This window comes from Deinococcus actinosclerus (genome assembly GCF_001507665.1).
Taxonomy (GTDB): domain Bacteria; phylum Deinococcota; class Deinococci; order Deinococcales; family Deinococcaceae; genus Deinococcus; species Deinococcus actinosclerus.
The window spans coordinates 1,293,380-1,311,065 of sequence record NZ_CP013910.1; the positions used below are offsets into that span (position 1 = coordinate 1,293,380).

Here is a 17,686-nt window from a genome sequence, read left to right on the forward strand (position 1 = left end):
TGGCGTGCGTTTGGGTGCTGGCGTACCCTGGGTGATCATGACGGGCGATCGGGGTGGGGCGGGGGACGCGGCGGTGCGGGTGCGTGACCTGCGCAAGGGGTACGTGGTGCACGAGAAGGAACCGGGGTTCCTGGGGAGCCTGCGGTCGTTCGTGAGCCGAAAGTCGCGGGTGGTGGAGGCGGTGCGGGGCGTGTCGTTCGATCTCGCGCCGGGCGAGGTGGTGGGGTTCCTGGGGCCGAACGGGGCGGGGAAGACCACGACCCTGAAGATGCTGTCGGGCCTGCTGCACCCGTCAGGTGGGGAGGTGCGCGTGGCGGGCTTCGAGCCGGGGCGGCGCGAGAACGCCTTCCTGCGGCAGATCACGCTGGTGATGGGGCAGAAGCAGCAGCTGATCTGGGACCTGCCGGCGCTGGATTCCTTTCTGGTGAATCAGGCGATCTACGAGATTCCGGACGCGCAGTTCCGGGCGACGATGGCCGAGTTCACGGAGGTCCTGGGCCTGGAGGGCATCCTGAAGAAGCAGGTGCGCAAGCTGTCGCTGGGCGAACGCATGAAGTGCGAGCTGGCGGCGGCGCTGCTGCACCGCCCGAAGGTGCTGTTCCTGGATGAGCCGACCATCGGGCTGGACGTGAACATGCAGGAATCGGTGCGGGCGTTCGTGCAGGACTACAACGCGCGGTATGGGGCGACGGTGATGCTCACGAGCCATTACATGGCGGACGTGACGGCCCTGGCGCGGCGCATCCTGGTGATCGACCGGGGCGAGGTGGTGTTCGACGGGGACCTAGCGCGACTGGCCGAGCAGGGTGGCGGCGGGAAGACCGTGCGCCTGCAACTGCGCCGCCCCGCGACGGCGGAGGACCTGGGCCGCTTCGGATCGGAGGTGCGTGTGGACGGCCTGAGCGCCGAGCTGACCGTGCCGCGCGCGCTGGTCAGTGAGCGGGCGGCGGCGCTGCTGGCCGAGCTGGACGTGGCGGACCTGACGGTGGAGGACCCGAGTATCGAGAGCGTGATGGCATCCCTGTTCGGCGCGCGGGCCGGGCAGCCGGAACGTACCCCGGAGCCGGTATGAGGCCCCTGATGTTCAAGGCGCGCGTCCTGTTCTCCACGCGCTTCGCGGAGATGGCGGAGTACCGCGCCGAAGTCGTCATCTGGATGCTGTCGGGCACGCTGTCGCTGGTCATGATGCTCGTCTGGATGGCGCAGGCGGCCGCTGCGCCCGGCGGGCAGATCCGCGGCTACAGCGCGCCGGAGTTCGCCACGTACTTCCTGTCCACGTGGCTGGTGTCGCAGCTGCTGGTCGTGTGGGTGTCGCACGAACTGGACTTCCAGATCCGGCAGGGGACGCTGTCGCCGCAGCTGCTGCGCCCGGTGGACCCCATGTGGCTGCATGTCGCGTCGCACGTCGCCGAGCGGCTGGTGCGGATCGTGCCGCTGCTGATCATGGTGGGCGTGTTCACGTGGCTGTCCGGCGCGTCGTTCACGCGCGAGTGGTGGGCGTACCCGGCGGCGCTGGGAATGGCCGCGCTGGGCTTCAGCGTGCGGTTCCTGTACGAGTATGCCATTGGCCTGCTGGCCTTCTGGACCGAGAGCAGCGCGTCCTTCCAGGAGGTCGTGTGGCTGGTGTACGCCGCGCTGGGCGGCATGTTCGCGCCGCTGGCCTTCTACCCCGAGTGGGTGCAGCGCGTGGCGGTCTGGACGCCGTTCCCGTACATGTTGGGCCTCCCCGCGCAGCTCCTGGCGGGCAAGGCCACGCTGGCGCAGGCGGGGAGCGGCGCGCTGGTGCTGCTCGTGTGGCTCGCGGTGTTCTGGGTGGTGCGCCTGATCGTCTGGCGTGTCGGCCTGCGCAAATACGGCGCGGTGGGCGCGTGAGGGGGGCCGTTGATGGTCGAACGTTGATGGTTGAAAGAGTGGTGCAGATGGTGATCCATCACCCATCGACAATCACCTGTCAACCCGCCGAGGGGGCCGCATGAGGCGGTACCTGCGGCTCGTGCGTATCTTCGTGGGGGCGACCCTGTCGGCGCAGCTGGAGTACCGCGCGAATTTCCTGGGCGCGGTGCTGGCCAGTCTGGGCGAGGTGGGGGTGGCGCTGCTGGGCATCAGCATCCTGTTCGGGCAGCCGGGCGTGACGCAGGTGGGCGGCTGGTCGTTCCGGGAGGCGCTGCTCGTGACGGGCTTCTTCATGCTGACCGAGGGCGTGATCAGCGTGTTCATCCAGCCGAACATGTCGAAGATCGCCGAGGCGGTGCGGACGGGGAACATGGATTTCACGCTGCTCAAGCCGATTGACGCGCAGTTCAACGTGAGTACCCGGAACCTGAACGTGCTGCGCTTCCCGGACCTGCTGATCGGGCTGGGTCTGATCGGGTACGCGGCGTCCGGGCTGGAGGTCACGCCGGGCGGGGCGCTGGCGGCGGCGGTGCTGTACGGGTCGGCGGTGGTGATCGTGTACTGCATCTACCTGGGCCTGAGCACGACGGCCTTCTGGTTCGTGAAGACGCAGAACGTCACCGAACTGTTCAGCGGGGTGTTCGGCGCGGCGCGCTTCCCGGTGGCGGCGTTCCCGGTGCCGGTGCGGTTCGTGCTGACGTTCGTGCTGCCCGTGGCGTTCATCACGACCGTGCCCGCGCAGGCGCTGACAGGAGCGCTGGGCGGGGGCTTGGCGCTGGCGTCCCCGCTGATCGCGGCGGCGCTGTTCCTGGGCACCCGCTGGTTCTGGCGGTACGCGGTGGCGAGCTACACGAGCGCGAGCAGCTGATGGCCGACCTGTCGGCCTGCTGGGCGGCGCTGGGCCTGCCGCGTCCCCGCTCCCAGCCCCTGCCGGAGGGCGCGCGGGCGCGGCTGGCGCATCTGGCGGAGCTGCGCGACATCGGCGGGCCCAGCGAGGCCGCGCGGGCCGGGGCGGAGTTCGCGGGCGAACGCTGGTTCAGGGCCGATCTGCTGGGCGTGCGCCCCTGGCTGGCCTCCGACACCCCCGCGCGCGAGGTCGTGCCGGCGGTGCTGCGCGCCGAGTGGACAGGCTTCCTGGCCCTGCTGGGCGAGTACGGCCCGTGGGTATACGCGCCGGACGTCCGGGCCTTGCAGGACCTGTCCGGCGCGTACGCCGCGCTCGTGACGGCCGCCCGCAGCGCGCCCGAGGCGGAGGTGGTGCTCGCCGCCGAGCGCAGCCTCACCCTCGGGGCTCACCGGACGTTGCTGGTGCGGCTGGAGGCCACGCCCTACCGGCAACCGGCCCGCGCGGGCGTGGACGCCGACGGGCTGCACGACCTCGAAACCGCGTTCTGGACGCTCGCCGGGACACAGGCCGCCCAGGCGCACGCGCGCTGGCAGGCGCGGCGCTGAGCGCAGGTCTCAGGGTCGCGTGAACGTGCCAGGACTGGCAGGGGCGGGGTGCGGGCGCCTAGATTCGGCGCATGACTGACGGTCCCCTCCTGTTCCAGCCGCTGAAACTCCGCGACGTGACGCTGCCCAACCGCGTGGTCGTGTCGCCCATGTGCATGTACTCCGCGCAGGGCGGTCTGGCGAACGACTTCCATCTCGTGCACCTGGGGCAGTACGCGCTGGCCGGGACGGGCCTGATCTTCACCGAGGCCACCGCCGTCAGCCCGGAGGGCCGCATCAGCCCCGAGGACCTGGGCCTGTGGGAGGACCGGCAGATCACGCCGCTGGGCCGCGTGACCGACTTCGTGCACGCGCAGGGCGGCGTGATCGGGGTGCAGCTGGCGCACGCGGGCCGCAAGGCCAGCACCTACGCGCCCTGGCGCGGGCGCGGCGCGGTGCCGCCCGAACGCGGCGGCTGGGACGTGATCGGTCCGGACGCCAATGCCTACAACGACGTCTTCCCGCAGCCGCGCGCCATGACGGCCGAGGACATCGCCCGGCTGGTCGGGGATTTCCGGCAGGCCGCCCGCCGCGCCGAGATCGCGGGCTTCGACGTGGTCGAGATCCACGCCGCGCACGGGTACCTGCTGCACCAGTTCCTCTCGCCGCTGGCGAACACCCGCACCGACGCGTACGGGGGCAGTTTCGAGAACCGCACCCGCCTCCTGCTGGAGGTCACGCGCGCCGCGCGCGAGGTGTGGCCGCACCACAAGCCGCTGTTCGTGCGCCTGAGTGCCACCGACTGGGCGCCCGGCGGCTGGGACGAATCGCAGACCGTCGTGCTGGCCGGCCTGCTCGCGCGCGAGGGTGTGGACGCGCTGGACCTCAGCAGCGGCGGCCTGACCCCCGAGCAGCAGATCACCCCCGCTCCCGCCTACCAGACGCCCTTCGCGGCGCAGGTGAAGGCCGCCGAGCCCGACCTCACGGTGATGACCGTCGGGATGATCGACACGCCTGAACGCGCCGAGGGCATCCTGCGCAACGGGAACGCCGACCTGATCGCCCTGGCCCGCCCGCTGCTGGGCGACCCGCACTGGGTGCAGGCCGCCGCCCGCGACCTGGGCGCCGAGCACCCGCTGCCCGCCCAGTACCAGCGCGCCACCCGTCCCACCTGAACGCCCCCAGCGCGTCAGGCGGACTGGGGCATGCGCCGCTCCAACACCAGTCCGCCCGGTGTGCTCGCCAGCAGCACCGGACTGACCACCGGGACGCCCTGCATCGACAGCCGGACGTGGCCCGGGGCGTCGGTGCGCTCCACGGCGGCCGCCACGGCCGCGACCACCCAGTCCAGCCGGGCCGCCAGCAGCGCCGCGGCCAGTTCGGGCTGACCGCCCAGCAGTTCCAGGCTGACCACGGCGGCCCTCACCCCGCCCCGTGACGGCTGGATGTCCCCCGGCTGATGCAGGGCCGAACCGACCAGGGTCCAGTGCCCGGCCAGTGCGGTCACCGTCACGCCCGGCACGCCCCGCAGGGCGCCCAGTTCCCGGCTGAGCGTCTGGGCGCCGGGCGTGGCGATCAACACGTCCACCTCGGGCAGGCGCTCGCTGAAGAACTCCGCCACGCCCAGCCGGTCCCGGTTGGACAGCACCGACAGGCGTGCCTGCACGGCCTCCGGGCTGGGCAGCATCTCGGCAATCGTCTGTCGGAACGTGTTCGGCATGGGTGGGTCCTCCGGCGCCGTGACCGTGCAGGCCACCGGCTCCCCTTCAGGGTAGGCGCTGGGCCGCGCGGCGACAGGTCCACCCGCCCAGCCGCGCATTCACCGTTCATTCAGGCAGCAGGGGGCCCGCGGCCCACCCCGCCGGACACCCCGCACGTGCCCCGCGCCCGGCGGGCGTAGGGTAACAGGGTATGCAGGCCACCCTGAGCACCACGACCCGCCACGCCGCTGCCATCGCGGTGGCCGTGACGGCCGGGCATTTCATCAACGACGCCTACAGCGCCATGCTCACGCCCCTCACACCCGCCCTGCAGGCCAAGTACGGCGTCAGCATCGCCGCCGTGACCTTCCTGGGCAGCGTGTACTCCCTGACGAGCAGTGTGCTCCAGCCGGTGCTGGGCATCCTGGGCGAGCGCCTCGACCGCCGCTACGCCGCCGCCCTCGGCCCGCTGATGACCGGGATCGGCCTGACCCTGATGGGCTTCGTGCCGTGGTTCGGGGCGCTCGTGCTGCTCGTCGCTGTGGCGGGCTTCGGCAGCGGCTTCTTCCACCCGGCCGGGGCCGCCTACGTCGCGCAGCACAGCCCGCCCGACAAGCGCGGCCTGTGGGCCAGCCTGTTCAGCGCGGGTGGTACCGCCGGCATGGCCCTCGGACCAGTCTTCGCGGGCGTGGGCCTGACGCACCTGCCGTGGTTCGCGCTGATCGGCGTGCTCGTCGCCGCGATCACCTTCGCCGTCACGCCCAGCGGCGTCCAGAAAGCCAAACGGATTCCCCTGCGCGACTACGCGGGCATCTTCCGGGGCCCCCTCGTGTGGCTGTGGGCCATGGCCGTCCTGCGCTCGCTGGCCAGCATGGGCTACAACGCCATGCTGCCATTCATGCTGCTCGCCCGGGGCTTCGGCTCGCGCGAGGTCGCCATCACCCTGGCCGTGTACTCCGTCGCCAGCGCCATCGGCGGCATCGTCGGCGGCCGCCTCAGCGACCGCCTGGGCCGCACCACCATCCTGCGCGGCGCGATCCTCACCACCATCCCCTTCTTTGCGCTGCTGATCCTCTCCAGCCCCGCCCACTGGTGGTTCTACCCCCTGACCTTCATCGTGGGCGCCGCCGTGAACGCCAGCATCCCCGTCGGCGTCGTCACCGCGCAGGAATACGCGCCCGGCCACGTGGCGGTCGCCAGCTCGATCATGATGGGCTTCTCCTGGGGCTTCGCGGGCCTCCTCGTGTTCCTCGTGGGCGCCCTGGCCGACGCCACCAGCCCCACCACCGCCGCCCTCGCCGCACTGAGCCTCTTGATTCCCAGCGCGATCATCGCCGCGCGCCTGCCTGAACCGCAGAAGGTGCAGTTCAGCTGAAAGGTGGATGGCAGGAGGCCGGGCGCATGAGCACCATGAGCCATGCTCGACTTCCTGTGGACGATAGGGCCGCTGATCGGCGGCCCACTCCTCACTTACCTGCTCACCGTCCGCTTCCGGCGTCGGTGGCTCCGGGGGCACGCCCGCTGGTGAGGTCATCTCGTCGTCCCGGCCCATCTGGCCGCGTGCCTGACCGTGCCGCCCGTGTTCCTGATGTGGGCCGGTTACCTGTGGGACGTCCGGTACGGTCACTGCTCCACCGATCCGACCTTCCCAGCACTGTGCTGGGGTGACCTTCAGACCGGGGTGTTCCTGTGGGCGTGGGCGGCCGGGTTCCTGACCGTCGTGCTGCTCGGCATCCGCTCGGTCGCCTACAGGCTGTACGGGTCAGACGAGGACGTGGGGTCTCATCCCTGAGGTCATCGGCCTCACCAGCCCCTGTCTGCGCAGTCCTGAGCTGCCCTCACACCAGCGCGATCTCCTGTGTCTCCTGCGCGCGGACGGCGTCCATGACCAACTTCAGGGACTCGCGGCGCTGGGCGGGGTCGGGAATGTTCAGGCTGACGATGAGTTCGTCGGCGGCCGTGTCGCGTGCCAGGGCGTGCAGGCGCGCGGCGACGGTGGCCGGGTCGCCGATGATCGCGCGGCGGCGCATGGAGTCGGCCAGGGCACGTTCCTGTGGGGTGTACGGGTACGCCTTGGCTTCGGCGACGGTGGGGTAGGGGGCGCTCTCGCCGCGCGTGAGGCGCAGGAACATCAGGCCCAGCGGGAGGCTGAGTTCCTCGGCTTCCTCGGCGGTGGGGGCGGTGACGACGCTCGCGGCCACGAGGACGCGCGCCTCCGGGAACGCGCCGGAGGGCTCGAAGGCCTGGCGGTACGCGTCGGCGGCGGCGCGGGCCTGCGCCGTGTCCGGGTTGATGTGCCACGCGAACGCCAGCCCCGCCCCGGCCTTCGCCGCCACATGCGCGCCGTAGCCGCTGCTGCTCAGGATCCACAGCGGCGGGAACAGGCCCTCGCCTGCCGGGGCGGCCACCGTGCCCGCGAAGGGGTGCCCGGCGGGGTACCTCCCGGTGCCGAAGGCGATCAGATCCGAGAGTTGCCGCTCGAAGGACTCCTCCATCAGGCCCTGTGCCCCCCGCAGCGCGCGGGCCGTGCGGCCGTCCGTGCCCGGGGCGCGGCCCAGACCCAGGTCCACCCGGTCCGGCGCGAGGGCCGACAGCAGCCGGTAGCCTTCCGCGACGGCCAGCGGCGCGTGGTTGGGCAGCATCACGCCGCCCGAGCCCAGACGGATGCGACTGGTCCGCTGCGACGCGGCGGCCAGGACCGCCAGCGGCACACTGGACGCCAGCGCGCCCATGTTGTGGTGCTCGGCCACCCAGTAGCGCGTGAACCCGGCGTCCTCGGCGGCCTTCGCGTACGCCAGCGCGGCCTCCACCGATTCGGCGGCGCTGGACCCCAGCGGCACGGGCACGAGATCGAGCACGGACAGGGGCAGGGGAGAGGGCACACTCATGCCCGGCAGTGTGCGCCCCCCCGCGCGGGGAAAAGCTGCGTGCGCTCACGAACGCGGGGCGGTGTTTCCCGGTGGGGGACAGCTTCATCTGGCTAGCCCTCTGCGCGGCCGCGTCCGGTGCGGAGCGGGGGGCGCGTCTATCCTGGGCCCCATGAGGGCAGGTCGATGAACAACGAGATTCCCGTGCAGGCCCTGGGCGGTCAGGGCGAGGTGATGGCGCACGCGGTGGACGCCTGCGTGCACTGCGGCTTCTGCCTGCCCGCCTGCCCCACCTACGCGCTGCTGGGCGACGAGATGGACAGCCCGCGCGGCCGCATCGTGCTGATGAAGGAGGTGCTCGAGGGCGGCCTGCCGCTGGCGGACGCCGCGCCGCACCTGGACCGCTGCCTGGGCTGTCAGGCGTGCGTGACCGCCTGCCCCAGCGGCGTCCCGTACGGCGAGCTGATCACGGCGTTCCGGGGCTGGAGCGAACCGCAGCGTCAGCGCAGTGCGCTTGACCGGTCGAAACGCTGGGCGATCCTCAAGGCCCTGCCCGCCCCGCGGCTGTTCAGCGTGGCGGCGCGCGTGGGGCAGTTCGCCAAGCCGCTCGCGCCGGTGCTGCCCGCCGCGCTGCGTGGTCCGCTGGACCTGCTGCCGGAAACCGTGCCCGCCATGCAGCCCAGCCCGAAGGTCACGCCCGCGCGCGGCGTGCAGCGGGGCCGGGTGGCGTTCCTGGTGGGCTGCGCGCAGCAGGCGCTCGCGCCGAACTTCAACGCGGCGACCCTGCGGGTGCTCGCCCGCAACGGCATCGAGGTCGTCATTCCCGACGGGCAGGGCTGCTGCGGCGCCGCCGCGCTGCACACCGGCGCGCGGGACGAGGCGCTGAAACTGGTGCGCGCCAACCTGGACGCCTTCCACCCCGACGATTTCGACGCGATCCTCTCGAACGCCGCCGGGTGCGGCGCGGGCCTCAAGGAGTACCCGATGGTCCTGCACGGCGAGCCCGACGAGGCGCGCGCGAAGGCCTTCGCGGCGAAGGTCATGGACATCAGCGAGTACCTCAACACGCTCCTTCAGAACGGCGAACTGGAACCCCCGGTGCCCGCCAGCCGCCCGCTGACGGTCGCGTACCACGACGCCTGCCACCTCGCCCACGCGCAGGGCGTCCGCGCCGCGCCCCGCGCCCTGCTGCGCGCCATCCCCGGCGTCCGCGTGCTGGAAGTCCCGGAAGGCGACCTCTGCTGCGGCTCGGCCGGCACGTACAACCTCGAACAGCCGGCACTCGCCGGGCAGCTCGGCGAGCGCAAGGCGAAGAACATCCTCTCCACCACCCCGGACCTGATCGCCAGCGGGAACATCGGCTGCCACACCCAGATCCAGAGCCACGTGCGCCGCCAGGGCAGCCCCACGCTCGTCCTGCACACGATCGAGATCCTCGACCGGGCGTACCGGGGGGAACTGTGAGGGGTGATGCGGGATGGTTGATGGGTGATGGAGGGGTGGGCTCGTGAACACCGAGAAACTGGCGTTGACCACGAATTCCTCTGCTCGTAAACCCGCGTCGGCTGGGGGCGCCTCCAACGCCCTCGCGGCTGACCTGACCCGCGCGCTGGGGCCGCGCAAGGTGCTGTCGAACCTCTCCGAGCGGCTGAACTACCGCTACGACGCCATCCAGTTCGGGGCGACGCCGCTGGCGGTCGTGCTGCCCGAAAGTACCGAGGACGTGGTGGCGGCGGTCCGGGCGGCCCGCGCGGCGGGTGTCCCGATCGTGGGGCGCGGCGCGGCGAGTGGCCTGTCGGGCGGCGCGGCCCCGCTGGAGCCGGGGCTGGTGATCTCGTTCACGCGCATGACCCGCCTGACCATCCACCAGGGGCGGCGCGAGGCGACCGCGCAGGCGGGGGTGGTCACGCTGGCCGTGACCGAGGCCGCCAGGCCCCACGGCCTGATCTACCCGCCGGACCCGGCGAGTTTCCGCACGAGCACCATCGGCGGGAACCTCGCGGAGAACGCGGGCGGCCCGATGTGCTTCAAGTACGGCGTGAGCGGCGACTACGTCCGTGCGCTGGAATTCGTGGACGAAGCCGGCGAGGTGCACCGCCTGACCCGCGACGTGTTCGATCTGGCGGGCCTGCTGATCGGCTCGGAGGGCACGCTGGGCCTGATCACCGAGGCGACGCTGCGCCTGATTCCCCCGCCCCGCTTCACGCGGACGCTGATGGCGCACTTCCCGGAGGTCGGCGCGTGCGCGGAGGCGGTCAGCCGCGCCATCGCGGCGGGCGCGGTGCCCAGCAAACTGGAATTCATGGACCGCGCCTGCACGAACGCCGTCGAGGACTACCTGCACCTCGGCCTGCCCAGAGACGCGGAGGCGGTGCTGCTGGTGGACACCGACGGCGAGGACCTGGAGACCGTGCAGGACGAACTGCGGCTGGTCGAGGACGCCTGCGTGGCCTCGGGCGGCACGGTGCGCCGCGCCGCCACGGAGGACGAGGGCGCGCAGCTGTGGCGCGCGCGGCGTTCCGTGTCCCCGGCGCTGGGCCGCATCCGCCCGCAGCGCATGAACGAGGACATCGTGGTGCCCCGCTCGGCGCTGCCGGACGTGGTGCGCGAGATCCGCGCGCTGGGCGACGCCAGTCCCTTTCCGGTCGTGCAGTTCGGGCACATCGGGGACGGGAACCTGCACCCGAACATCCTGTTCGATCCCCGCCGGGAGGACGCGCACGCCGTGCATGACCTCGCGCACCGCATCGCGCTGGTCGCTATCCGCCACGGCGGGGTCCTGAGCGGCGAGCACGGGATCGGCAGCATGAAACGCGATTTCATGCGTGATGCCGTGGACCCCGAGACGCTCGCCGCCCTGCGCGGCGTGAAACGCGCTCTCGACCCGCACGGCGCGCTCAACCCCGGCAAGATTCTTCCTGCGGAAGAGGTGATGGTTGATGGGTGACAGTGGATGGAGGTCCTTCGCCTTTCTCTCAACCATCGACTCTCTCCCATGTTCTGCGCCGGAGGCGACACATGCCTATCCTTGACCTGTCTCCCGACGACCAGACGATCACCCTGACCGGTGAGGTGACGCTGCCCGAGGTGTACGCCGCGCTGCCGGCCGGGCTGTTCCCGCCGTTCCCGCACGTGAACCTGCCGGGCGGCGTGGGCGGCCTGATCGGGCGCGGGGGCTTCGGGCAGACCTTCCCGTTCGCGTCGGACGTGCTGGGCGTCACCTTCCGCGCCGCGAGTGGCCGGGTGGTGCGCGCGGGGGGCCGCACCGTGAAGAACGTGCAGGGCTACGACCTGACCCGCCCGTTCGTGGGCAGTTTCGGCCTGCTGGGCGAGCTGCTGGACGTCACGCTGCGCCTGCGCCCCGGCCTGAGCGTAGGCCACGTGGTGCATCCCGGGCCGCTGGTGCCCACCACGGCGCGCTTCACCTGGGCCGCGCCGGACGGCACGCACGTCATGCACTTCGGCCATGAGCGCGAGGTGCGCGCGGCGCTGGACCTGCCCGGCGCGCAGCCCGTGACCGTGCCGCCCGACTACGCCCCGCTCTTCCCGGACGGAATGGGGGTCGGCGAGGCCGCAGCGCTGCGGGACCTGCGCCTGGGCTGGCAGGACGGCGCCCCCGTGCCAGAGGCCCCGGCGCTGTTCCGCACGCTGGCCGCCAGTCTGTAGCGCTGGATCGGCCCGCCCGTCACCCCTGGACCGGCCGCGCCGACCGGGCAGCCCGATACAGCCCTGACGCTTTTCGCTATGCTGGGGGGCGTGCTGAAACACATCCCCCTGATGACCGCGCTGCTTCTCGGCGCAGCGGGCGCGCAGACCGTGAACCTGCGCATCCTGGAAACGACCGACCTGCACACCAGCGCGCTCGGCTACGACTACTACCAGGACAAGCCCACCGGCGAGTTCGGCCTGGAATACACCGCTACCCTGGTGCAGAACGCCCGCAAGGAAGCCCGCAACAGCCTGCTGTTCGACAACGGCGACCTGATCCAGGGCAACCCCCTGGGTGACTTCGTGGCCCGCGTCAACCCCCTGGCTGAAGGGCAGCGTCACCCCATGCACGCCGCCATGGCCGTGCTCGGCTACGACGCCGGCAACCTGGGCAACCACGAGTTCAACTACGGCCTGCCCTTCCTGAGCAAGGTGCTGTCGGCCGCCCCGATGCCCTACGTCAGCGCGAACGTGTACGTGGACGACGGCGACGGCAACCCCGCCAACGACAAGAACGCCTTCACGCCCTACCTGATCCAGCGCAAGCTGGTGTTCGACACCCAGGGCCGCCCCTACTACATCAACGTGGGCGTGATCGGCCTGCTGCCCCCCCAGATCATGGCGTGGGACAAGGCCAACCTCGACGGCAAGGTCACCACCCGTGACATGGTCGAGACCGCCCGCAAGTTCATCCCCGAGATGAAGGCCAAGGGCGCGGACATCGTCGTGGCCATCGCGCACAGCGGCATCAACGCCGACTACGTGCCCGGCGCTGAGAACGCCGTGACCGAACTGACCAAGGTGCCCGGCCTGGACGTCGTCCTGTCCGGCCACAGCCACCAGGAATTCCCGGGGCCGGTGTACAAGAGCATTCCCGGCGCGGACATCACCAAGGGCACCATCAACGGCAAGGCCGTCGTCATGGCCGGCTTCTGGGGCAACGACCTGGGCATCATCGACCTGAAACTGAACTACGACCGCAAGACCCAGAAGTGGAGCATCCAGGACACCCAGTCCGCCGTGCGCCCCATCTGGGACAAGACCGCCAAGAAGAACCTCGTCACGCCCGACCCCCGCATCGCCGCCGCCGTCAAGCAGGCGCACGAGGGCACCCTGGCGTACGTGCGCGGCAAGGTCGCGGACCTGACCGCCCCCATCAACTCCTACTGGGCGCTGACCCAGGACGACCCCAGCGTGCAGCTCGTGAGCAACGCGCAGATCGCGTACGTGAAGGCCGCGCTGAGCAGCACCAAGTACAAGGACCTGCCGGTCCTGTCCGCCGCCGCGCCCTTCAAGGCCGGGGGCCGCGCGGGCGCGAGCTACTACACCGACATCCCCGCCGGGACGCTGGCGATCAAGAACGTCGCCGACCTGTACGTGTACCCGAACACCGTGCAGGCCGTGCTCGTGACCGGCGCGCAGGTGCAGGAGTGGCTCGAGCGCAGCGCGGGGCAGTTCAAGCAGATCGACCCCAGCAAGGCTGAGCCCCAGGCGCTCGTGGACGAGAGCTTCCCCACCTACAACTTCGACGTGATCGACGGCGTGACCTACGAGATCGACGTGACCCAGCCCAACCGCTACAACAGCAAGGGTGAGGTCGCCAACGCCGGCGCGCACCGGATCAAGAACCTGATGTACATGGGCAAGCCCATCGACCCCGCGCAGGAGTTCGTGGTCGCCACGAACAACTACCGCGCCTCGGGCGGCGGCTCGTTCCCCGGCCTGACCGGCAAGAACATCATCCTGCAGGCCCCCGACGAGACCCGTCAGGCCCTGATCGGCTACTTCAACGACCAGAAGACCGTCAACCCCACGGCGGACGGCAACTGGAAGCTGACCCCCATCCCCGGCGCGACCCTGCTGTACACCAGCAGCCCCACCGCGCAGAAGTACATGCCCGCGAACGCCACGCTGGTCAAGACCCGCGACGACGGCTTCGCCGAGTACTACATCAAGTACTGAGGCCCCGCGCGCCCCACGCCCCCCGGTCACGGCCGGGGGGCGTGGCTGTACCGGCCCATCCCGGTGCCGGCGCCCACCACGGTGCCTGCCCGGTCCGGCGGGGGTCGGCGGGGCAGGTGGACGGACGCCGCCATCGGGGGAGGGGGCAGACGATTTTGTGCGCTGGTGGGGGTTTCGCGGCAGTTGTGTAGTGTGCGTCCGTCTTGTTGGAACTGTTTCCATTGACAGTGGGAAAGCGGCGGTGTACGCTTGCCCCATCAAGAACGAAAGACGTGGAACCGCTTCACAGGAGCGGGCCGGGCCTGTCCGGCACCCACCACAAGGGGGATGCATGAAGAAAGTCATCGCACTCGTCAGTCTCAGCGCCGCTATCGCCGTGAGCAGCAACGCCAGCGCCGTCACCGTCACCCTCGCCTGCGGCGCCGTGGGCCAGGAACTCCAGATGTGCAAGGAAGGCGCCGCCCGCTGGTCGAAGAAGACCGGCAACGAGGTCAAGATCTTCGAGAGCCCCAACCTCACCAACGACCGCCTCGGCCTGTACCAGCAGCAGCTGGCCGCCAAGAGCAGCGACATCGACGTCTACCAGCTCGACGTCGTCTGGCCCGGCCTGCTCGCCCAGCACTTCGTCGACCTGAAGGGCAAGGTGCCCGCCGCCGAAGTGAACGCCCACTTCAAGGGCATCCTCGACGCCAACACCGTCAACGGCAAACTGGTCGCCCTGCCCTGGTTCACCGACGCCGGCCTGCTGTACTACCGCACCGACCTCCTCCAGAAGTACGGCTACAAGAGCGCCCCCAAGACCTGGGCTGAACTGGCCACGATGGCCAAGAAGATCCAGACGGGCGAGCAGAAGACCAACAAGTCCTTCACCGGCTACGTCTGGCAGGGCAAGAACTACGAAGGTCTCACCTGCGACGCCCTGGAATGGGTCGTGAGCTTCGGCGGCGGCACCATCGTGGACAGCACCGGCAAGGTGACCATCAACAACCCCCAGGCCGCCAAGGCCTTGGACACCGCCGCCAGCTGGATCAAGAGCATCAGCCCCGCCGGCGTCACCACCTACGACGAGGAAGCCGCCCGCGGCATCTTCCAGGCCGGCAACGCCGCCTTCATGCGCAACTGGCCCTACGCCTGGGCGCTCGGCCAGGGTGACGACAGCAAGGTCAAGGGCAAGATCGGCGTCGCGCCCCTGCCCAGCGGCGGCAGCCGCAACGCCGCCACCCTCGGCGGCTGGCAGCTCGGCGTGAGCATGTACTCCAAGAACCAGGCCGCCGCGATCGAGCTCGTGCGCTACCTCGCCGGCCCCGAGGAGCAGAAGATCCGCGCCATCGAAGGGGCCTACAACCCCACCATCCAGAGCCTCTACAAGGACAAGGACATCCTCGCCAAGAACCCCTTCTTCGGCAGCCTGTACAGCGTCTTCACCAGCGCCGTCGCCCGTCCCTCCGGCCCCACCAAGAGCAAGTACAACCAGGTCTCCCAGGCCTTCAGCACCGCCGTCAGCGACGTCCTGAACGGCAAGAGCAAGGGCCAGGCCGCCGTCGCCAAGCTCAGCACCGACCTCGCCCGCATCAAGGGCCGCGGCTGGTAAATCCACACCCTTGGAGAAGGGGGGACGCCCAGCACCCGGGGAGTCCCCCCTTCGCCTATCAACGCCCCTTGCGAAAGCATTCATACACGCAGCAGGCGCCGCCCCCGGCCTACACTGCACCCACCCCACAGGAGGTACACCCGGCATGACCGTGAACCCCACCGCGCCCGCCCGGCCCGTCCGCACCCGCGGCATTGAAGCCGCCCGCGCCCGGCAGGCCATCTGGCTGCTGCTGCCCACCCTGATCGCCATCGCCCTCGTGGCCGGTTACCCGCTCTACCGCACCATCTACTTCTCGCTGTTCGAGGCCAACCTCACCACCCCGGACCAGCGCACCTTCGTCGGCCTGGGCAACTTCTGGTTCACCACCGAGGACGGCGTCGCCCTGGGCTTCCTGCAGGACCCCAAGTGGTGGGGCGCCGTGAAGAACACCCTGCTGTTCACGGTGGTGTCGGTGTTCCTGGAAACCGTGTTCGGCATGATCATCGCGCTCGTCGTGAACAGCACCTTCAAGGGACGGGGGCTGCTGCGCACCGCCATGCTGGTGCCCTGGGCGATTCCCACGGTGGTCTCGGCGCAGATGTGGTCGTACATGTACAACGATTCCTTCGGCCTGATCGGCCGCGGCCTGCTGGGCGGCCAGGCGCTGCTCGCCAACACCGACAGCGCCATCTGGGCCCTGATCGCCGTGGACGTCTGGAAGACCACCTCCTTCATGGCCCTGCTGATCCTGGCGGGCCTCCAGAGCCTGCCCAGCGACATGTACGAGGCGGCCGACATGGACGGCGCCAGCAAGTGGACACAGTTCTGGCGCCTGACCCTGCCGCTGCTGCGCCCGGCGCTGCTGGTCGCGCTGGTCTTCCGCAGCCTGGACGCCCTGCGCGTGTTCGACATCATGTCCGTGATGCTGGGCAACGTGAACGCCGCCGCCACCAGCATGACTGGCTACGCCCGCCAGGCCCTGATCGACAACTCGCTGCTGGGCTTCGGCAGCGCCGTCAGCGTGGCGATCTTCCTGATCATCATGGTGATCGTCGTCCTGTACGTCACGGCGTTCCGCGTGAAATTCGACTGAGGGGAGGGCGCGCATGAACCTGAAAACCACCAACCCGGCCCTGTACTACCTGCAACGCGCCGCCTTCTACCTGCTCGTGCTGGTCATCGCCTTCTACCTGCTCGCCCCGTTCTTCTGGGCTGTGCTGACCAGCCTGCGCTCGCCCGGCGACCTGTTCCTGCCACCCGCGCAGTTCATCACCGCCGAGACCACCTTCCAGAACTACACCCAGGTCTTCGCCAACCCCAACTTCCAGCGGGGCCTGCTGTACTCGCTGATCGTCGCGGTCGGCTCGGTGCTCATCAGCCTGCTGATCGGGTCGTTCGCCGCCTACGCGCTGGGCCGCTTCCGCTTCAGCGGCAAGCAGATCATCATGTACGTGATCCTGGCCGTCAGCGTCTTCCCGCAGATCGCCGTGCTCTCGGGCCTGTACACCCTGATCAGCAACCTGGGGCTGTACAACAACCCCGTCGGGCTGATCCTCACGTACCTGATCTTCACCATCCCCTTCACGGTGTGGGTGCTGACCAGCTTCGTGCGTGACATTCCCGGCGAACTGGAGGAGGCCGCGCTCGTCGACGGCGCCAGCCCCCTGCAGACCCTCTTCCAGGTGCTGTTCCCGGTCATGATGCCCGCCCTGGTCACCACCGGCCTGCTGGCCTTCATCAACGCCTGGAACGAGTACCTCTTCGCCCTGACGTTCACGAGCACCAACCGCACCGTGCCGGTCGTGATCGCCAACTACTCCGGCGCCACCCAGTTCGACCAGCCCTGGGGCCCGATCATGGCCGCCAGCATCGTCGTGACCGTGCCGCTGATCATCCTGGTGCTGGTCTTCCAGCGCAACATCGTCTCGGGCCTGACCGCCGGGGCCGTGAAAGGCTGAGCCGCACCCGTTCCTGACCCGAAAGAGGTGCCGGCCGCTCCGATCCTGTGGGGCGGCCGGCACCTCTTCGGGCTCGTGGTGTGCACGCCGGCGAGATCCGCCCCGCCCGGCGGTCAGTTCAGGTGCGTGCCCTCGTCGTGGCCGCCCCCGTACATGGTGATCACGTCCCGGAGCACCTGCCGTGCCAGGCGCAGGACCGCGTCCTCGGACAGATCGTCCACCCGGAAGCCCTCGCCCCGGCCGTACTCGCCCCGGAACGCGCCGTCGGCGCGGCGGACCCGCACGAGCACCTCGCACAGCCCCAGCCGGAACCACGCCGCGTGCCAGCTGCCCAGCGGCGCCGGCCGCAGCGTCTCCTGCGGATCGGGCACAGGGTCCATGCTGACGTTGTTCAGGGGCAGACCCGGCCCGTTCGCGGCGCGCAGCGCGTGGTACAGCAGGTTCAGGAACCCCTCGCAGGCCCGCTGATCCGCCTGCCGGGCCTGAGCGCCGCGCCGGATCACCGCCTGCAACTCGTCAAAGGAACTCACGTTCCCGACTGTACCGCCCGTCAGCGCGGTTTTCAGGGACTCACTCCGCCCGAGCCGGAGAGGG

17 protein-coding genes are annotated in these 17,686 nt (G+C 70.4%); 14 read left to right on the forward strand and 3 right to left on the reverse strand.

Translation table 11 applies throughout. The annotated features are described in order from the left end of the window. Nucleotides 1-37: 37 nt before the first annotated feature. From AUC44_RS06285 to AUC44_RS06305, 5 genes are all read left to right on the forward strand, one after another. Nucleotides 38-1,072, forward strand: a complete 1,035-nt coding sequence (locus AUC44_RS06285) for an ABC transporter ATP-binding protein (protein ID WP_062157871.1) — start codon at nucleotides 38-40, stop codon at nucleotides 1,070-1,072. Then, nucleotides 1,069-1,872, forward strand: coding sequence for an ABC transporter permease (locus tag AUC44_RS06290; RefSeq protein WP_062157872.1), 804 nt, complete (start codon nucleotides 1,069-1,071; stop codon nucleotides 1,870-1,872). The genes AUC44_RS06285 and AUC44_RS06290 overlap by 4 nt, the downstream gene beginning before the upstream one ends. A 100-nt stretch (nucleotides 1,873-1,972) precedes the next feature. After that, the gene (locus tag AUC44_RS06295) at nucleotides 1,973-2,761 is read left to right on the forward strand and encodes an ABC transporter permease (protein WP_062157873.1); all 789 of its coding nucleotides are present in this window, start codon (nucleotides 1,973-1,975) and stop codon (nucleotides 2,759-2,761) included. Next, on the forward strand, nucleotides 2,761-3,345 hold the full coding sequence (locus AUC44_RS06300; RefSeq protein ID WP_062157874.1) for a hypothetical protein: 585 nt from the start codon (nucleotides 2,761-2,763) through the stop codon (nucleotides 3,343-3,345). Before AUC44_RS06295 ends, AUC44_RS06300 begins: the two co-directional genes overlap by 1 nt. A 71-nt stretch (nucleotides 3,346-3,416) precedes the next feature. Then, a complete protein-coding gene (locus AUC44_RS06305) occupies nucleotides 3,417-4,499 on the forward strand; it encodes an NADH:flavin oxidoreductase/NADH oxidase (RefSeq protein WP_062157875.1) in 1,083 nt (360 codons plus the stop codon). A gap of 14 nt (nucleotides 4,500-4,513) precedes the next feature. On the opposite strand, the gene AUC44_RS06310 is transcribed toward AUC44_RS06305, so the two are convergent. Further along, nucleotides 4,514-5,044: a hypothetical protein gene (locus AUC44_RS06310; protein ID WP_157445199.1), complete on the reverse strand. Its 531-nt coding sequence runs from the start codon at nucleotides 5,042-5,044 to the stop codon at nucleotides 4,514-4,516. A gap of 191 nt (nucleotides 5,045-5,235) precedes the next feature. Between AUC44_RS06310 and AUC44_RS06315 the strand changes: the two genes are divergently transcribed. Next, complete coding sequence (locus AUC44_RS06315; RefSeq protein ID WP_062157877.1) at nucleotides 5,236-6,399, forward strand: MFS transporter; 1,164 nt, start codon at nucleotides 5,236-5,238, stop codon at nucleotides 6,397-6,399. Between the two features lie 195 nt (nucleotides 6,400-6,594). Next, entirely contained in the window at nucleotides 6,595-6,816 is a 222-nt protein-coding gene (locus tag AUC44_RS06320) for a hypothetical protein (protein WP_157445200.1), read from the forward strand. Between the two features lie 46 nt (nucleotides 6,817-6,862). On the opposite strand, the gene AUC44_RS06325 is transcribed toward AUC44_RS06320, so the two are convergent. Further along, a complete protein-coding gene (locus tag AUC44_RS06325) occupies nucleotides 6,863-7,912 on the reverse strand; it encodes an LLM class flavin-dependent oxidoreductase (protein WP_062157879.1) in 1,050 nt (349 codons plus the stop codon). 165 nt (nucleotides 7,913-8,077) lie between these two features. On the opposite strand from AUC44_RS06325, the gene glcF reads away from it, so the two are divergent. The 7 genes from glcF (at nucleotide 8,078) to AUC44_RS06360 (ending at nucleotide 17,092) form a co-directional block, all read left to right on the forward strand. Beyond that, the gene (glcF, locus tag AUC44_RS06330) at nucleotides 8,078-9,355 is read left to right on the forward strand and encodes a glycolate oxidase subunit GlcF (RefSeq protein ID WP_062157880.1); all 1,278 of its coding nucleotides are present in this window, start codon (nucleotides 8,078-8,080) and stop codon (nucleotides 9,353-9,355) included. A 43-nt stretch (nucleotides 9,356-9,398) separates the two neighbouring features. Next, nucleotides 9,399-10,838 carry an FAD-binding oxidoreductase gene (locus AUC44_RS06335; RefSeq protein WP_062157881.1) on the forward strand — a complete coding sequence of 480 codons (1,440 nt, stop codon included), beginning with the start codon at nucleotides 9,399-9,401 and terminating at the stop codon, nucleotides 10,836-10,838. A gap of 53 nt (nucleotides 10,839-10,891) precedes the next feature. Then, a complete protein-coding gene (locus AUC44_RS06340) occupies nucleotides 10,892-11,557 on the forward strand; it encodes a DUF5639 domain-containing protein (protein ID WP_417926369.1) in 666 nt (221 codons plus the stop codon). 78 nt (nucleotides 11,558-11,635) lie between these two features. After that, nucleotides 11,636-13,561: a 2',3'-cyclic-nucleotide 2'-phosphodiesterase gene (cpdB, locus tag AUC44_RS06345; protein WP_062157883.1), complete on the forward strand. Its 1,926-nt coding sequence runs from the start codon at nucleotides 11,636-11,638 to the stop codon at nucleotides 13,559-13,561. A gap of 331 nt (nucleotides 13,562-13,892) precedes the next feature. Then, nucleotides 13,893-15,152, forward strand: a complete 1,260-nt coding sequence (locus tag AUC44_RS06350) for an ABC transporter substrate-binding protein (RefSeq protein WP_062157884.1) — start codon at nucleotides 13,893-13,895, stop codon at nucleotides 15,150-15,152. A 145-nt stretch (nucleotides 15,153-15,297) separates the two neighbouring features. Beyond that, nucleotides 15,298-16,227: a carbohydrate ABC transporter permease gene (locus AUC44_RS06355; protein ID WP_062157885.1), complete on the forward strand. Its 930-nt coding sequence runs from the start codon at nucleotides 15,298-15,300 to the stop codon at nucleotides 16,225-16,227. Nucleotides 16,228-16,240: 13 nt separating this feature from the next. Next, the gene (locus AUC44_RS06360; protein WP_062157886.1) at nucleotides 16,241-17,092 is read left to right on the forward strand and encodes a carbohydrate ABC transporter permease; all 852 of its coding nucleotides are present in this window, start codon (nucleotides 16,241-16,243) and stop codon (nucleotides 17,090-17,092) included. A gap of 113 nt (nucleotides 17,093-17,205) precedes the next feature. Here AUC44_RS06360 and AUC44_RS06365 read toward each other — a convergent pair whose 3' ends face one another. Then, nucleotides 17,206-17,622 (reverse strand): hypothetical protein, encoded by a 417-nt coding sequence (locus AUC44_RS06365; protein WP_062157887.1) that lies wholly within the window; start codon nucleotides 17,620-17,622, stop codon nucleotides 17,206-17,208. Nucleotides 17,623-17,686: the final 64 nt, after the last annotated feature.

Bases quoted from the DNA above. Each gene is read 5' to 3' on its own strand.
- AUC44_RS06285 (WP_062157871.1), top strand. From the start codon at position 38: ATGACGGGCGATCGGGGTGGGGCGGGGGACGCGGCGGTGCGGGTGCGT.
- AUC44_RS06290 (WP_062157872.1), top strand. From the start codon at position 1,069: ATGAGGCCCCTGATGTTCAAGGCGCGCGTCCTGTTCTCCACGCGCTTC.
- AUC44_RS06295 (WP_062157873.1), top strand. From the start codon at position 1,973: ATGAGGCGGTACCTGCGGCTCGTGCGTATCTTCGTGGGGGCGACCCTG.
- AUC44_RS06300 (WP_062157874.1), top strand. From the start codon at position 2,761: ATGGCCGACCTGTCGGCCTGCTGGGCGGCGCTGGGCCTGCCGCGTCCC.
- AUC44_RS06305 (WP_062157875.1), top strand. From the start codon at position 3,417: ATGACTGACGGTCCCCTCCTGTTCCAGCCGCTGAAACTCCGCGACGTG.
- AUC44_RS06310 (WP_157445199.1), bottom strand. From the start codon at position 5,044: ATGCCGAACACGTTCCGACAGACGATTGCCGAGATGCTGCCCAGCCCG.
- AUC44_RS06315 (WP_062157877.1), top strand. From the start codon at position 5,236: ATGCAGGCCACCCTGAGCACCACGACCCGCCACGCCGCTGCCATCGCG.
- AUC44_RS06325 (WP_062157879.1), bottom strand. From the start codon at position 7,912: ATGAGTGTGCCCTCTCCCCTGCCCCTGTCCGTGCTCGATCTCGTGCCC.
- glcF (WP_062157880.1), top strand. From the start codon at position 8,078: ATGAACAACGAGATTCCCGTGCAGGCCCTGGGCGGTCAGGGCGAGGTG.
- cpdB (WP_062157883.1), top strand. From the start codon at position 11,636: ATGCTGGGGGGCGTGCTGAAACACATCCCCCTGATGACCGCGCTGCTT.
- AUC44_RS06350 (WP_062157884.1), top strand. From the start codon at position 13,893: ATGAAGAAAGTCATCGCACTCGTCAGTCTCAGCGCCGCTATCGCCGTG.
- AUC44_RS06355 (WP_062157885.1), top strand. From the start codon at position 15,298: ATGACCGTGAACCCCACCGCGCCCGCCCGGCCCGTCCGCACCCGCGGC.
- AUC44_RS06360 (WP_062157886.1), top strand. From the start codon at position 16,241: ATGAACCTGAAAACCACCAACCCGGCCCTGTACTACCTGCAACGCGCC.